At 62.5% G+C, this 14,165-nt stretch carries 16 protein-coding genes; 9 read left to right on the top strand and 7 right to left on the bottom strand.

The genetic code is table 11. From position 1 onward, the window contains the following. Positions 1 to 13 precede the first annotated feature (13 nt). From ACUJ47_RS04675 to ACUJ47_RS04635, 9 genes are all read left to right on the top strand, one after another. The gene (locus ACUJ47_RS04675) at positions 14 to 3,241 is read left to right on the top strand and encodes an intermembrane phospholipid transport protein YdbH family protein (RefSeq protein WP_445537276.1); all 3,228 of its coding nucleotides are present in this window, start codon (positions 14 to 16) and stop codon (positions 3,239 to 3,241) included. 92 nt (positions 3,242 to 3,333) lie between these two features. Further along, positions 3,334 to 3,495 (top strand): YnbE family lipoprotein, encoded by a 162-nt coding sequence (locus ACUJ47_RS04670; protein ID WP_354143296.1) that lies wholly within the window; start codon positions 3,334 to 3,336, stop codon positions 3,493 to 3,495. Between the two features lie 17 nt (positions 3,496 to 3,512). Further along, positions 3,513 to 3,902: a YdbL family protein gene (locus tag ACUJ47_RS04665; protein ID WP_445537275.1), complete on the top strand. Its 390-nt coding sequence runs from the start codon at positions 3,513 to 3,515 to the stop codon at positions 3,900 to 3,902. Between the two features lie 142 nt (positions 3,903 to 4,044). After that, complete coding sequence (locus ACUJ47_RS04660; protein ID WP_445537274.1) at positions 4,045 to 4,380, top strand: AtpZ/AtpI family protein; 336 nt, start codon at positions 4,045 to 4,047, stop codon at positions 4,378 to 4,380. Between the two features lie 69 nt (positions 4,381 to 4,449). Next, positions 4,450 to 5,208, top strand: coding sequence for a F0F1 ATP synthase subunit A (locus tag ACUJ47_RS04655; protein ID WP_445538859.1), 759 nt, complete (start codon positions 4,450 to 4,452; stop codon positions 5,206 to 5,208). 45 nt (positions 5,209 to 5,253) lie between these two features. Beyond that, on the top strand, positions 5,254 to 5,481 hold the full coding sequence (locus ACUJ47_RS04650) for a F0F1 ATP synthase subunit C (RefSeq protein ID WP_027442220.1): 228 nt from the start codon (positions 5,254 to 5,256) through the stop codon (positions 5,479 to 5,481). 77 nt (positions 5,482 to 5,558) lie between these two features. Continuing rightward, complete coding sequence (locus tag ACUJ47_RS04645; protein WP_445537273.1) at positions 5,559 to 6,053, top strand: F0F1 ATP synthase subunit B family protein; 495 nt, start codon at positions 5,559 to 5,561, stop codon at positions 6,051 to 6,053. Next, entirely contained in the window at positions 6,046 to 6,582 is a 537-nt protein-coding gene (locus ACUJ47_RS04640) for a F0F1 ATP synthase subunit B family protein (RefSeq protein ID WP_445537272.1), read from the top strand. The genes ACUJ47_RS04645 and ACUJ47_RS04640 overlap by 8 nt, the downstream gene beginning before the upstream one ends. 135 nt (positions 6,583 to 6,717) lie before the next feature. Next, on the top strand, positions 6,718 to 7,275 hold the full coding sequence (locus tag ACUJ47_RS04635; protein ID WP_445537271.1) for a PepSY domain-containing protein: 558 nt from the start codon (positions 6,718 to 6,720) through the stop codon (positions 7,273 to 7,275). Here ACUJ47_RS04635 and ACUJ47_RS04630 read toward each other — a convergent pair. The 7 genes from ACUJ47_RS04630 to aroA all read right to left on the bottom strand — a co-directional run bounded on the left by ACUJ47_RS04630 (position 7,272) and on the right by aroA (position 14,137). After that, complete coding sequence (locus ACUJ47_RS04630) at positions 7,272 to 8,252, bottom strand: NADPH:quinone oxidoreductase family protein (RefSeq protein ID WP_445537270.1); 981 nt, start codon at positions 8,250 to 8,252, stop codon at positions 7,272 to 7,274. The genes ACUJ47_RS04635 and ACUJ47_RS04630 overlap by 4 nt on opposite strands. A gap of 1 nt (position 8,253) precedes the next feature. Beyond that, positions 8,254 to 8,580 (bottom strand): DOPA 4,5-dioxygenase family protein, encoded by a 327-nt coding sequence (locus ACUJ47_RS04625; RefSeq protein ID WP_445537269.1) that lies wholly within the window; start codon positions 8,578 to 8,580, stop codon positions 8,254 to 8,256. Position 8,581: 1 nt separating this feature from the next. Next, on the bottom strand, positions 8,582 to 9,337 hold the full coding sequence (gene gloB / locus ACUJ47_RS04620; protein WP_445537268.1) for a hydroxyacylglutathione hydrolase: 756 nt from the start codon (positions 9,335 to 9,337) through the stop codon (positions 8,582 to 8,584). 248 nt (positions 9,338 to 9,585) lie between these two features. Further along, positions 9,586 to 11,289: a 30S ribosomal protein S1 gene (gene rpsA / locus ACUJ47_RS04615; protein ID WP_445537267.1), complete on the bottom strand. Its 1,704-nt coding sequence runs from the start codon at positions 11,287 to 11,289 to the stop codon at positions 9,586 to 9,588. Between the two features lie 228 nt (positions 11,290 to 11,517). Next, on the bottom strand, positions 11,518 to 12,144 hold the full coding sequence (locus tag ACUJ47_RS04610; RefSeq protein WP_445537266.1) for a DUF2238 domain-containing protein: 627 nt from the start codon (positions 12,142 to 12,144) through the stop codon (positions 11,518 to 11,520). Continuing rightward, on the bottom strand, positions 12,141 to 12,770 hold the full coding sequence (locus tag ACUJ47_RS04605) for a (d)CMP kinase (RefSeq protein WP_445537265.1): 630 nt from the start codon (positions 12,768 to 12,770) through the stop codon (positions 12,141 to 12,143). The genes ACUJ47_RS04610 and ACUJ47_RS04605 overlap by 4 nt, the downstream gene beginning before the upstream one ends. Next, a complete protein-coding gene (gene aroA / locus ACUJ47_RS04600; RefSeq protein WP_445537264.1) occupies positions 12,767 to 14,137 on the bottom strand; it encodes a 3-phosphoshikimate 1-carboxyvinyltransferase in 1,371 nt (456 codons plus the stop codon). Before aroA ends, ACUJ47_RS04605 begins: the two co-directional genes overlap by 4 nt. Between the last annotated feature and the right edge of the window lie 28 nt (positions 14,138 to 14,165).

Here is a 14,165-nt window from a genome sequence, read left to right as displayed (position 1 = left end):
AGAGTGTGCCCTGATGGCGGACGCCGAAGATCCTCCCGAACAGGCCCCGACAACGCGCCGGTACTGGCCGCGCCGCAGGCGATGGCGGGTGCTGCTCGTACTGCTTGTCGTCATTGTTGCCACCAGCATCGTGGCCTGGCGCTCGCGCGAAAAAATTGCCGACAATCTGATCGCTTCGCAGCTGCATCAGCTGGGAATCGAGGCGACCTACGACATCGAATCGATCGGACCGACGAAGCAAGTTCTGACCAATGTCGTGATCGGTGACCCGGCGCGGCCCGACCTGTCGGTGGAGCGGATCGAGCTGGTGCCGATCGTGCGCTGGTGGGGCGCCGGGATTGGCTCGGTTACCGTGGTGCGGCCCCGGCTGCGCGCTACCTATCGCGACGGCAAGTTGCGCCTCGGCGCGCTCGATCCGCTGCTTGAGCAGGAAAGCGAGCAGCCTTTTGAGCTTCCGGACTGGAAATTGAACCTCGTCGATGCGCGCGCGCGCCTTTTGACGGACTATGGAGCGATTGGCGCAAGTGCGGACGGGTCTGGCCCGCTCAACGATGGTTTCAAAGGGCGCATTGCGGTTGCGGCGCCGGCGCTCGCCGCTGGAGATTGTGGGCTCAAGGGTGCTCTCCTTGGAGGCCAGATTTCGGTCTCGAAGGGGCAACCGGGATTCGAGGGTCCGATGCGCTTGCAGGAAATTTCCTGCACCGAGGGAGATTTCGGCCTCGCAACGCTTGACCTTGCAACCGAACTCACGGCCGATCGCGATCTGGCCGGACTGAGTGGCAACGCAAGAATCTCTGGCGATGCTTGGGCTGCCTATGGCGCAGCTATCGACAGCGTTCGCGGTTCGGCCAAATTCGATTGGCGCAAAGGGATCGCCAATGCGCGCTACGACCTGTCTGCCAATGAAGTGAGGCATCCGAGCTTGCACTTGGAGTCATTGGCGGCAGAAGGCGCGCTGCGGTTTCGGGCAGAGGACGGTCGGGTTGGCCTTGATGCCAAGCTCGATGGGCGCGAATTGAGTTTGGGAGCTGACACCGAAACTGCGCTTACGGAAGTTCGCCAAGCTGGCGAAGGTACGCTGGCGGCGCCCTTGCTGGCGCAGCTCGAGGATGGGCTCCGCACTGCCATGCCGGGCAGCCAGTTCTCGGCCGAAGTGACGTTCCGCAGCAGCGACGATGGCTATTCGCTGGTGGTGCCGACTGCCCGGCTGCGCGATCGAGCTGGTACCAGCCTGCTGGCGCTCTCGCAGGCGCAACTCACAACACGCACTGATGACGGCATGCGACTGGCGGGCAATTTCGCGACCGGCGGGGACGGCCTGCCGCAGATTGTCGGGCGGATGGAGCGAACGCCGCGCGGCTCCACTGCGCTGCGGCTGCAAATGGCGCGTTATGGCAGCGACGACAGCAGCATAGCGGTGCCGCAACTGGTGCTGGCGCAGGGGCAGGGCGGGAACTGGGGTATTGCAGGCAAGGTGGTAGCGAGCGGCGCCATTCCCGGCGGGCGCGTCGAAGAACTGGAAGTGCCGCTTGCAGGGCACTGGTCGGCGAGACGCGGAGTGGCGCTCTGGCCGCAATGCACCGAATTTCGCTTTGCCCGGCTCAATCTGGCCAACCTTTCGCTCGACCGGAACGGATTGTCGATTTGCCCAGCAGGCCGACCAGCGATCCTGACGAGCGGGCCAGCCAATACGGTCATTGCGGTGCGCAGCGACGGGTTCGAACTTGCCGGCATGCTTGGCGATAGCTCGGCCAAGATCGCCAGCGGCGAGATCCACTTCACGACGGAAGATGGGCTGCTCGCCAATCGGGTGGAAGTCACGCTCGGACCAGCCGGAGCGACCAGTCGTCTCGCGATGCGAGAGATCACCGGCGTCCTAGGCGAAAGCATCGGCGGCACCGTAAGCGGCATCGAAGGCGGGTTGGCCGCAGTTCCGCTCGACATCATGTCGGGCCAATCCGGCTGGCAATATGCCGATGGCGTGCTCGAGCTGGGAGATGCCAGCTTCGAACTGCGCGACCGGCCGGAAAGCGGGAAGGATCCGCGCTTCTATCCCTTGCGCGCGCGCGATGCGAAGCTGCGGCTTGAAGGCGACGCGATCACCGCTGCGGCCGTCTTGCGCAACCCGGAGAGCGATAGGGTGGTCACCGAATTTTCTCTCCGCCACGATCTTGGGACAGAGAGAGGCTACGCCGATCTCGAGGTGCCGGGGCTGGTCTTCGACGATGCGCTCCAGCCGGACGATCTGACAATTCTTGCCAGCGGTGTGATCGCGCTCGCCGATGGCACCATTACCGGCAGTGGTCGCATCGATTGGGATGCGCAGAACATCACGAGCAGCGGCGCCTTTTCCAGCGATGACTTCGATTTCGCCGCGGCCTTCGGCCCGGTTAGCCAGGTGAAGGGCACCGTCACCTTCGTCGACCTGCTGAACCTTACAACGGACGGTACGCAGCGGCTTTCCATCGGTTCGATCAATCCCGGGGTCGAAGTGTTCGATGGCACTTTCGATTTTGCATTGCGAGACGCCACCCATGTCTCGATCAAGGGTGGGCGCTGGCCTTTCTTCGGCGGGACGATGGAGCTGCGCCCCACCGAGCTCAACCTCGCGGTCAGTGAGGAACGCAGCTACGTGATCGAAATAATGGGTGCTGATGCCGCTCAATTCGTGGCTGCGATGGAGCTGGGCAATATCAACGCTACCGGCACTTTCGACGGTACGGTACCGCTTGTGTTCGACGAGATGGGCAATGGAGAGATCAAGAACGGGTTGCTGATTTCGCGACCGCCCGGCGGCAATCTCTCTTACGTGGGTGACCTGACCTATGAAGACATGGGGGCGATTGCCAATTTCGCCTTCCAGTCGCTGCGCTCGCTCGATTTCAACCAGATGATGGTCGAGATGAATGGGCCGCTGACCGGCGAGATCGTGACCAAGCTGCTGTTCGACGGCATCCGGCAGGGCGAGGGCGCGAGCAGCAATTTCGTGACGAAGCAGATCGCCAAGCTGCCGATCCGCTTCAACGTCAATATCCGCGCCGCATTCTACGAACTGCTGACCAGCCTGCACGGCATGTACGACCCCGCATTCATCCGCGATCCGCGCGACCTTGGCCTGCTCAGTGTGGCAGACGGGCGGTTTGCGCCCGCGCGCGGGACCGAGGAACCTGCATCCCCGCCAGAAAATGAAAATTCCGATGAACCGGCCATTCAGCGCCAGGAAAGCGAGCCCAAGCCATGACTCTACGCAAATTGACCAAGCCTTCCGGCAATGCCAAAGCCTGTGCCATGCAAGACGGGCACGAAATTGGCATCAGGTGGGCGAGGGCCGGGATGGCGGGTTTGATCGCCGCAGGGCTGGCCGGGTGCATCAATGTCGCTGCGCCCGACAAGCCCATCGTGATCGAGCTCAACATCAATATCCGGCAGGAAGTGATCTATCGCCTGGCCGAAGATGCGGCTGCGACGATCGAAGAGAATGCGGATATCTTCTGATGGGAAGGCTGAGTGAGATGATGAAATTGCGCAACATTGCATTATCGGGCGCCGCTGTTGCACTGGCTTTGGGCGCATTCGCCTCGCCGGTGCTTGCGCAGCGCGATCCGGCCTATGCCGCCGCCCGCAGCGCAGGCCAGATCGGCGAGAAGATGGACGGCTATATCGGCATCGTTACTGCTGAAAACGCGGACCTTCGTCGCCTCGTCAATGACATCAATATCAAGCGGCGAGCGGTCTATGCCGAGCAGGCGCAGCAGAACAATGTAACGCTTGAAGAATATGCCTTTTCCGCCGGTTGCCAGTTGATCATGAAAACCGTGCCCGGGGAAAAATACCAGGCTCCCGGCGGCGCATGGGAAACCCGTACCTCGGCCCCGCCGCAACGGGACTCTCGCTGCCCCTGACCGAGTGTTTGCCGCAGTGCGGCAAATTGCGCCGAATACACCCCATCCACCGGTTGACTCGGCTATAGCCGCCGCCTAAGGGGGCGGCGCCCTCGGCGGGCACATCTGCCCGTGCTGCGCGTTCCACCACATGGAGGCTGGCATGAGCGACGATAAGTCCGCACGAGAACCCATTGCTGAGGATGCGCGTATCGACGCGCTCGAAGAGCGGCTCAAGGCCGCACGCGAGCGTGAAGAAGAGCGCAACCGGCCGCAAGTGAAGGGCGTTGATGCGAATTATCGCAGCGGCAACCGGGCACTTGCGGACCTCATCGGCGGGATTTTCGGAGGCTTTGTTATCGGCTGGGTGATCGATCGCTTTGCCGGGACAGCGCCCTGGGGTCTGTTGGTGATGTTGTTCCTTGGGATCATCGTCGCCTTCAGGAACATCATTCGTGCAGCCAACACGCGCCCGGACGATCCGCCTGCGGATCAATAGCGGCGGGTCGAGTTTAGAGCGTTAGGGACAAGAACGATCGTGACAGCCGCAGAAGGCAAGGTCGACCCGATGAAGCAATTCGCCATTGAGCCGATGTTCGGCTCTGGCGGATGGGAACTGGCCGGTTACAACATCGCTTTCACCAACTCGGCGCTGTGGATGCTGATTGCCACGGTGCTGCTTTGGGCTTTCGTCGCCGGTGGCATGAAGCGCCAACTGGTGCCCGGCCGCTGGCAGATGATGGTGGAAACCTTCACCGGCTTCATCGACGATATGCTCGAAGCGAACGTAGGCAAGGAAGGGCGCAAATATGTGCCCTATATCTTCAGCCTGTTCATGTTCATCTTGTTTGCGAACCTGCTGGGCCTGCTGCCGATCGGCATTTTCGGCCTGCACCCGTTCACTTTCACCAGCCACTTCACCGTTACCGGCGTACTGGCGATCCTGAGCTTCTCGATCGTCCTTGCAGTCGGCTTCTGGAAGCATGGCCTGCATTTCTTCAGCCTGTTCGTGCCGCACGGTACGCCGCTGTGGCTGATCTGGCTGATCCCTGTGATCGAGCTGATCTCGTTCCTCGTGCGTCCCTTCAGCCTCGCGCTGCGACTGTTTGTGGCGATGATGGCCGGCCACGTTCTCCTCAAGGTGCTCGCCAGCTTCGTGATCGACAGCGTCAATGCGGGCGCGATGTTCGGCGGCTTCATCGGCGTGCCCAGCCTGGTGCTGATGGTCGCGATCAGCGCGCTGGAGATCCTGGTTGCAGGCATCCAGGCTTATGTTTTTGCTCTGCTGACGTCGCTTTACATCAACGACGCAGAGAACCTTCACTAATCTCATCCGTTCATTCAACAGTTTCTACCTAAAGGAGTTTTTCAAATGGAAGCAGAAGCAGCCAAGCTCGTCGGTGCTGGCCTCGCAGCGATCGGTGCCGGCATGGCCGCCATCGGCGTGGGCAACGTGTTCGGTTCGTTCCTTGAATCGGCACTGCGCAACCCGGGCGCAGCCGACGGCCAGCAGGGCCGCCTGTTCATCGGCTTCGCCGCAGCGGAACTTCTGGGCCTGCTGGCCTTCGTCGTCGCGATGATCCTGATCTTCGTCGCCTAACGACGTTTTGCATTATCCGGTCGGCCGAAAGGCCGGCCGGGCAATGTCTTTGCTGATTTGAACTTCGGACCCGACGCATGCCTCAGATAGCGCAGCTTGCCGATACCTATGCCAGCCAGGTCTTCTGGCTGCTGATTTTCTTCGGCTTCACCTTTTTCGTCATCGGGCGCGGAATGGTGCCCAAGGTGATGGATACCGTGGCGATGCGCGACAAGCAGATCGCAGACGATCTCGCGGCCGCACAGGCTGCGCGTGACACTGCGAACGAGCAGGAAGAAGTCTGGCGCCAGCGTGAAAACGCCAACCATGCCACGGCTCAGGCGGTGATCGCCAAGGCCAAGGCGGATGCTGCGGCCAAAACCGAGAAAAAGGTGGCTGCAGCGCAGAAGCGGCTCGACACCAAGCTCGCCGAAGCCGAAACCCGCATCGCCGAGGCGCGTTCGGCGGCAATGTCCGAAGTCGAAACTGTTGCTGCCGAAGCGGCGCAGGACATCGTGGCCCGGCTCGCCGGTGCCAAGGTTGATGCTGCTGCAGCCAAGGCTGCCGTGAAGGAGGCGCTGGCTCATGGCTGACATCCTTTCGATCCTTGCCGGAGCTGCCGAAGAAGGCGGTCACGCCGGGCCCGAAGCACTGTGGTTGCAAGACTACCAGTGGGTCTCGGTGGCGATGCTGATCTTGATCGGCATCATCGTGTGGAAGAAGGTACCCGGCCTCATCACCGGCGGTCTCGACGCCAAGATCCAGGCGATCCGCGAGCAGCTTGACGAAGCCAAGGAACTGCGCGCCCAAGCCGAAGCACTGCGCGACGAATACACCGCGAAGATGACCGAAGCTGAAAAGCATGCGGAAGCCATGATGGAAAACGCTCAGCGTGACGCGGACGCGATCCTCGAAAAGGCCGAAGCAGACAGCAAGCTGATGGTCGAACGCCGCAAGCGCATGGCGGAAGACAAGATCTCCGCTGCCGAGCGCGAAGCGATCGACCAGGTCAAGGCGGCTGCAGTCGCTGCTGCGGCAAGTGCTGCGCGGAAGCTGATTGCCGACAAGCATGGTGCCGATGCCGACCGCAAGCTTGCGGACGAGGTCATCGCCTCGATCTGATCGGGCCAGTCCCGAAATGGCAAAGGGGGGCGGTCCTTACGGGCCGCCTTTTTTGTTTGGGAAAGGGGCTTGGCAGGAACTCAAAACCCGCTAATGCGAGGCACTCGCAAATACGAAATCAAGGATTCCAAGCACGTGAATCGAATCTTCCTGACCAAACTACACCTTATCCTGGCCGGTTTCATGTTCCCCGCCATGCTCATGTTTCTCGCGACCGGGGCGCTCTACACATGGGGCAGCAAAGGGGAGTGGCATGAAGAGACGGTTAGCGTTGTGCTCGACCAGCCGCTTGCTGCGGATCAGCGCGAACTCGAAGGCATCGCGCTTGCCGAACTGGCAAAGCGCGGCCTTCCTGCGCCGAGCGGCGAGGCGAATGTCAGCGGCGAAGGGGCTGATCTCTCTCTCTCTTGGACGGGTGCACGTAGCGAGGCGAGCGTCAAGGCCACGGACGATCCGCGCATGGTGGAAGTCACGATCAAGGAGGCGTCGCTTCATCGCTGGCTGGTGCAGCTGCACAAAGCCAAGGGCAGCACGATCTTCAAGGTCTACGCGACATTCCTTGCGTTCGTGCTTTTCGTTCTTGTCGCAAGCGGCGTGATATTGGGGCTTCAGGTCAAGCCGTACCGGCGCCTGACGATTGGAAGTGGTGCCGCTGGCTTGGTGGCTTTCCTCGGTTTCGTGTTGATGGGCTAACTGCCCGGCTCGAACACCACCTTGCCCACCAGTTCACGATCGGCCATCGCCTCGAAGCCTTCGCGCCAGCGCGAAAGTGGCAGGACACGATCGATGGCCGGGCTTATCCGGCCTGCCTCTGCGAGCTCGGCCACGGCTGAACGAATGGCGGCGCCTCGCGCGGGGAAATGACGGGCATATTCGCCAGCGCGCAGGCCCACGATCGAGAAGCCTTTGATCAGGGGAATGTTGGTCGCGATCTCTGCGATCCGGCCCGAGGTGAAGCCCACCACCACAAGCTTGCCGCCGAAAGCGACGCAGCGCGTGCATTCGTCGAACACGTCGCCGCCCACCGGGTCGAACACGATGTCGCACAATTTGCCGCTGGCGATTTCCGCCACCTGCTCGCGGAAGCGGCCTTCGCTCACGATAACAGCATCGGGATGGCAGAGGTCCTTGATCCGACTGCGTTTTGAATCGACGCCGGTTGCGGCAATCACCTTCGCGCCCAGCGCCCGGGCAAGGTCCGCTGCCGCGAGGCCCACGCCGCCGCTCGCTCCTGTGACCAGCACCCATTGGCCCGGTGCCAAGCCGCACAATTCGACGAGGCCGGTATAGGCCGTGACATAGGCCGCACCCATCGATGCACCTTCTGCAAAGTTCAGGCCGGCGGGAAGAGGGCTCAGCGCACGAGCGGGGAGGCTGATGACTTCGGCGAAAGCCCCAGTCTTGTTGCCGCCGATTACTTGGTCGCCGGGCTTGAAGCCGCTCTCGGGATCGGCCTCGACCACTTCGCCTGCCAGTTCGAGCCCGCTGGTGAATGGCGGCTCGGGCTTGAACTGGTATTTGCCCTGCGTCATCAGCAGGTCGGGGAAGTTGAGCGAAGCGGCGCGCACGCGGATGAGCACTTCGCCTTCCGCCCGCTCGGGCACAGCCATGTCGACAAGGCTTACGCCTGACAAATCATCCGACAGGTTTTCGACGCGCAGTGCCTGCATTTCAGGACAGAACCGAAAGGTCGAGATCTTCGGATTGGCCGAACCAGATCACGTAACGCGAGTGGTCGGCCCAATCGTCGCCGCTCAGCCCGTGAGCGAAGATCGTCAAATCGCCTCTCGCTTCCGGGGCCCATGCAGCGAACTGCGCGAATTGTTCGGGCCGCAGCGACAATTGGCACGAGCCACGCGGGTGAGGGCCGACCGGATCGGTATGAAAATGCCCGACCGGTACCTTGAACCGTTCGTGCGCGGCTTGTGCGAAGGCGCGGGCCGCATCCAGCTGCGCCGGATCGAAATAGATATGGGCGTGATACCCCCGGATCGCCATCTCAGAAATTGTCCTTCGCTGCACGAAGCGCTGCAAAGGTCTCGCTTGCGCTGGATCCGCCCCAGCGGGCCTGCATGGCGGGATCGTCGGCGCGCAGGAAGGGATTGGTGGCGAGTTCTCGCGCAAGCCCCATCGGCACGGTCCATTCGCCCTTCGCGCGCTTTGCGTCGATCTCCGCCGCATAATCCTGCAGCGCGGCATTTTCAGGATCGGCATGCAGCGCGAACTTGGCGTTCGACTGGGTATATTCATGCGCGCAATAGAGCGTGGTTTCGGGCGGCAGCGCCTTGATCCGTTCAAGGCTGCCCCAGAACTGCTTGGGCTCACCTTCGAACATGCGGCCACAGCCGAGGGCGAACACGCTATCGCCTACGAAAGCGACGCCGGCTGCGGGCAGGTAGTAGGCGATATGGCCATTGGTGTGGCCGCTCACGTCGATCACTTTGGCGGTGAAATCACCCAGCTGTACCGTGTCGTCTTGCGACACCACACGGTCGATCGGTGAGATTCGCTCGACCTCTTGCGGCGCGATAATTTTGGCGCCGGTCGCTTCGACGATCGCCGCGTTGCCGCCAGCATGGTCGGGATGCCAATGCGTGTTCCAGATCTGGGTGATCCGCCATCCCTTCGCCTCGGCCTGGCGCAAATACTCGTTGCCGTCAGGAGTATCGATTGCAGCGGTCTCGCCGCTGGCAGGGTCATGGACGAGGTATCCGTAATTGTCGGACAGGCAGGGGAACTGATAGATCTGTAGCATTCAGCCAACTTAGGGACGGCAAGCCCAATAGGAAAGGCCCGGAGTTCCCAATGGCGCCTCAAGCGCCGGCGGCTGCCTCCGCAGCCTTGGCTTTCCTCGGCCCTGGCGGGCCTGCGGGCGGGCGGTCGCCCTTGCGCCTCGCTAGTCGCTCGGTGGTCGCGCACTTTCCACGGCAGTCAAAGCGCAACTGCGCGTCGGCCGGTTAGGCCGGAAGGCGTGGATCGGATGATCCACGCCCCCCAAAGCAATCAATCCTTCTTCTTGAGCGCTTCGCCCAGGATGTCGCCGAGCGATGCACCCGAGTCCGACGAACCGAACTGTGCCACCGCTTCCTTCTCTTCAGCGATCTGACGCGCCTTGATCGAGAAGTTCGGCTTCTTCGAACGGTCGAAGCCGGTCACCATGGCGTCGACCTTCGAGCCAACCTGGAAGCGGTCAGGGCGCTGCTCGTCGCGATCGCGGCCGAGGTCCGAACGCTTGATGAAGCCGGTCGCGCCATCGTCGCCAACCTGGACTTCAAGGCCGCCGTCGCGCACTTCGAGCACGGTGACGGTGACGGTCTGGTTCTTGCGGAGCGAGCCCGAGTCTGCGCCAGCAGCCGAAGGAGCGCCCTTTTCGAGCTGCTTCATGCCCAGGCTGATGCGTTCCTTGTCGACGTCGACATCGAGCACGACAGCCTTGACCATTTCACCCTTGCGGTGAAGCGCCAGCGCGTCTTCGCCCGAGATGCCCCAAGCGATGTCCGACATGTGGACCATGCCATCCACATCGCCATCGAGGCCGATGAACAGGCCGAATTCGGTGGCGTTCTTGACTTCGCCTTCGACTTCGCTGCCAACCGGGTGCTTCTCGGCGAATTCTTCCCACGGGTTGCGCTGGGCCTGCTTGAGGCCGAGCGAAATGCGGCGCTTGTCGCTGTCGACTTCCAGCACCATCACTTCGACTTCCTGCGAGGTCGAAACGATCTTGCCCGGGTGGACGTTCTTCTTGGTCCAGCTCATTTCGGACACGTGGACCAGGCCTTCGATGCCCGCTTCGAGTTCGACGAATGCGCCGTATTCGGTGATGTTGGTGACGGTGCCGCTGAGCTTCAGGCCCACCGGATACTTCGCCGCCACGCCATCCCACGGATCGCTTTCGAGCTGCTTCATGCCCAGGCTAATGCGCTGCGTATCTTCGTTGATGCGAACGATCTGCACGGTCACGACGTCACCAATATTGATGACTTCGCTCGGGTGGTTGACGCGCTTGTAGCTCATGTCGGTGACATGAAGCAGGCCGTCGATGCCGCCGAGGTCGACGAAGGCACCGTAGTCGGTGATGTTCTTCACAACGCCGTCGATCACCTGGCCTTCGGTGAGCTTGTCGATCAGTTCGCTGCGCTGTTCGGCGCGGGTTTCTTCCAGCACCGCGCGACGCGAAACGACGATGTTGCCGCGGCGACGGTCCATCTTGAGGATCTGAAAGGGCTGCGGCACGTCCATCAGCGGAGTGACGTCGCGGACAGGGCGGATGTCGACCTGCGAGCCGGGCAGGAAAGCCACGGCGCCGTCGAGATCGACGGTGAAGCCACCCTTCACGCGGCCGAAGATACGGCCATCGACGCGCTTGCCTTCGCCGAATTCGCTTTCCAGCTTGTCCCAGGCGGCTTCGCGGCGGGCGCGGTCGCGGCTCAGCATCGCTTCGCCGTCAGCGTTTTCGACGCGATCCACGAACACTTCGACTTCCGAGCCGACCGTCAGGCCATGCTCGTCTTCGCCGCGTGCAAATTCCTTGAGGGGGATGCGGCCTTCGCTCTTCAGGCCAACATCGATCATCGCCATGCCGTTTTCGATGGCGGTAACGGTGCCCTTGACGACGCGGCCTTCGAAGCCTTCTTCGCCGGCGCCGCCGAGCTGTTCGTTAAGCAGCGCCTCGAAATCGGCGCGAGTGGGATTGGCAGAAGTTGCCATAGTTCAGGGTATCCTGTTCACATGTTTGCTACCGGCCACCGGTTTTTCCGGGGTCTTTTACCGCTTCCTGTGCACCATTGCGCAGGCTGGCGGGGCAAGAGGCCGACATCTCCGCGTGGCCGGACGCCGTCGCGAAGGTCCTTTCAATCCGGGGATGTCCGGGACGGGCGGGCGCCTAGGGGAAAGCAGGCGCAAAAGCAAGGGAAATGCGGCCAGCTCGCGGTCGTGTCAGGCGGGGCATCCCAGCCGGTCGATCTGGCGATTGTGAATGCGGGTGAGCAGAGCCAGCGCCGCCGCGGCCCCAACGAGGCACATCAGCATGTCCCACTGCGTATCCCATGGGTCTCCCTGAGTGCCGAGGAACTCGTCGGCGCCTTGACCCAGGGCCATTGCAGCGCCGAATTCGATCAGCTCGTAACTTGCGCTTACGGCGAGGCAGCAAGCCATGACGAGCAGGGCCAGCAACCAGCCGCGCTTCAGTCCGCCAATCCGGACAAGCAGTTCGCGCAGCACAATCGCGGGCACAAAGCCCTGCATCAGATGACCGAACCGGTCATAGGGATTGCGGGCAAGGTCGAACCATTCCTGCACGGTGAAGCCGATCGGCACCCGCGCATAGGTGTAGGCGCCGCCGAGCATCAGCACGAGCCCGTGGAGCGCGATCAACGAGAGCGCCAGACCGGTGAGCGACAATTGTCGGGCGCTCGCCCACAGGATCGGCAGGGCAATCAGTGCAGGGGCGACTTCCATCAACCAGGTTGCACGATCGTAGGGCTGCCACCCAGAGGCAATCAGCGCGATGACCCATAGCAGGGTGAGAGCGACGAGACCCCTGCGATAGTGCGCCTCGCTCACGCTTTTCGCCCCAACGCTTGCTCGACCGCTTCGATAGCGGCTGCGATCGCTCGATCGCGGCCCATGCTGGTGGTGTCGATTACAAGCGCATCCGGCGCTGCACGAAGCGGGGCGTCTTTGCGATTGATGTCGCGTGCGTCTCGCTCGATAATGTCGCGCTCGATTGCGGAGAGCGGTAATTCGATCTCCCGATCCTGCATCTCCAGCCAGCGCCGACGAGCGCGTTCCTGCACGCTGGCGGTGACGAACAGCTTCACTTCGGCTTCAGGCGCGATCACCGTGCCGATGTCGCGCCCGTCAAGCACTGCGCCGCCGGGCTGCGTGGCGAATGCTCGCTGGCGTTCGTAAAGCGCCTTCCGCACTTCAGGATGGGTCGAGACGCGGCTGGCGAAGCCGCCGGTCGCTTCTGAACGCAATTCGGGGTTGTCGAGCAGGCTGTCGGGAAAGCCGCATGCGGCCAAGGCATCGGAGGGATCGTCAGGATTGCCGCCGCTTTCGCCGCATTGGTAGCCGACCGCGCGGTAGAGCAGGCCGGTGTCGAGATGCGGCAAGCCGAAATGCGCAGCAAGCGCCTTGGCGATCGTGCCTTTGCCTGAGGCGGTGGGGCCATCGACTGCAATGATCATTGCGACGCCCCCTCAAGCATCACCATGAAATTGGGGAAACTGGTTGCGATGGGGGATGTGTCGTCGACCTCGACCCCGTCACGGCTCGCCAGCCCGGCAACAGCCATGCTCATCGCGATGCGGTGATCGAGATGGGTCGTAACAGGCTCTTCGCCAGTGCCCGCCAAGGGTTCGCCGCCGGTGCCTTCGATAACCAGTCCATCCTCGCATTCCGTGACCCTTGCGCCGGCCAGCGTGAGAGCAGCGGCCATGGCGGAGAGGCGATCGGATTCCTTCACACGCAGCTCGTCGAGACCACTGGTCAAGGTCGTCCCTTCTGCCAATGCGGCTGCCACGAACAACACGGGGAATTCGTCGATCATCGAAGGTGTGATTGCCGGATCGACTTCAATGCCCGTTAGCGCTGAGTGCTTCACACGAAGATCCGCCACAGGCTCACCGCCCACTTCGCGCCGGTCCAGTTCCTCGATGTTGCCGCCCATTTGGCGCAGCACTTCGATCAGGCCGGCCCGGGTCGGGTTCAATCCGATGTTTTCGATCACAAGGTCGCTGCCTTCAGTGATCAGCGCGGCAACGATGAAGAAGGCGGCCGAAGAGGGGTCGCCTGGCACCACGACCTGCTGTGGCTTCAGTTCCGCTTCGCCGTGAATGCGAATAATGCGCTCGCCACCGATCTCTTCGACATCCAGTTCCGCGCCGAAACCGCGTAGCATCCGTTCGGAATGGTCGCGGGTCGGCACGGGTTCGATTACGGTGGTGATTCCGGGCGTGTTGAGCCCCGCCAGCAGCACCGCGCTTTTCACCTGCGCGCTGGCGACAGGCAGGCGATATTCGATCGGGACTGCAGGCTGGGCTCCGCGCATCAGCAGCGGCAAGGTTCCGCCCGGGCTCGCCTCGAAACTCGCACCCATCCGGCTCAGCGGCTCGATCACCCGGCCCATCGGGCGCTTCGACAGGCTGGCGTCGCCGGTGAAGGCCGCCGTGATGCCATGGCTCGCCACGAGGCCCATCAGCAGGCGGGTCGAAGTGCCGCTATTGCCCATGTCGAGCGCGCCGGTGGGCTGGAGCAATCCGCCCACGCCAACGCCGTGGATGCGCCATTCGTCGCCCTGCTTTGTGATCGTGGCACCCATCGCGCGCATCGCCGCGGCGGTGGCCATCACGTCTTCGCCTTCGAGCAGGCCCGTCACGCGAGTCTCGCCCACGGCAAGTGCGCCGAACATGATCGAGCGGTGGCTGATCGACTTGTCGCCGGGCACGCGCAAGCGGCCGGAGAGCGGGCCCTGAGGCTGGAAACGATGGCTGGTCAAGCTTTGATCCGGTAAGTCTGGAGCAGAATGAATGTGCGCGGCTTTTGACAGCGCCATGCCCCTATGGCAAGGCGCGCCGCGCTCT

The sequence above is a fragment of the Altererythrobacter sp. Z27 genome (assembly GCF_052683155.1).
Note: the sequence above shows the minus strand (reverse complement) of the source record. Positions and strands in the feature narration are given on the sequence as shown.

What these genes read in the sequence shown, in the direction of transcription:
- ACUJ47_RS04675 (WP_445537276.1), top strand. Translation starts at nt 14, where the DNA reads ATGGCGGACGCCGAAGATCCTCCCGAACAGGCCCCGACAACGCGCCGG.
- ACUJ47_RS04670 (WP_354143296.1), top strand. Translation starts at nt 3,334, where the DNA reads ATGGCGGGTTTGATCGCCGCAGGGCTGGCCGGGTGCATCAATGTCGCT.
- ACUJ47_RS04665 (WP_445537275.1), top strand. Translation starts at nt 3,513, where the DNA reads ATGATGAAATTGCGCAACATTGCATTATCGGGCGCCGCTGTTGCACTG.
- ACUJ47_RS04660 (WP_445537274.1), top strand. Translation starts at nt 4,045, where the DNA reads ATGAGCGACGATAAGTCCGCACGAGAACCCATTGCTGAGGATGCGCGT.
- ACUJ47_RS04655 (WP_445538859.1), top strand. Translation starts at nt 4,450, where the DNA reads ATGAAGCAATTCGCCATTGAGCCGATGTTCGGCTCTGGCGGATGGGAA.
- ACUJ47_RS04650 (WP_027442220.1), top strand. Translation starts at nt 5,254, where the DNA reads ATGGAAGCAGAAGCAGCCAAGCTCGTCGGTGCTGGCCTCGCAGCGATC.
- ACUJ47_RS04645 (WP_445537273.1), top strand. Translation starts at nt 5,559, where the DNA reads ATGCCTCAGATAGCGCAGCTTGCCGATACCTATGCCAGCCAGGTCTTC.
- ACUJ47_RS04640 (WP_445537272.1), top strand. Translation starts at nt 6,046, where the DNA reads ATGGCTGACATCCTTTCGATCCTTGCCGGAGCTGCCGAAGAAGGCGGT.
- ACUJ47_RS04630 (WP_445537270.1), bottom strand. Translation starts at nt 8,252, where the DNA reads ATGCAGGCACTGCGCGTCGAAAACCTGTCGGATGATTTGTCAGGCGTA.
- ACUJ47_RS04625 (WP_445537269.1), bottom strand. Translation starts at nt 8,580, where the DNA reads ATGGCGATCCGGGGGTATCACGCCCATATCTATTTCGATCCGGCGCAG.
- gloB (WP_445537268.1), bottom strand. Translation starts at nt 9,337, where the DNA reads ATGCTACAGATCTATCAGTTCCCCTGCCTGTCCGACAATTACGGATAC.
- rpsA (WP_445537267.1), bottom strand. Translation starts at nt 11,289, where the DNA reads ATGGCAACTTCTGCCAATCCCACTCGCGCCGATTTCGAGGCGCTGCTT.
- ACUJ47_RS04605 (WP_445537265.1), bottom strand. Translation starts at nt 12,770, where the DNA reads ATGATCATTGCAGTCGATGGCCCCACCGCCTCAGGCAAAGGCACGATC.
- aroA (WP_445537264.1), bottom strand. Translation starts at nt 14,137, where the DNA reads ATGGCGCTGTCAAAAGCCGCGCACATTCATTCTGCTCCAGACTTACCG.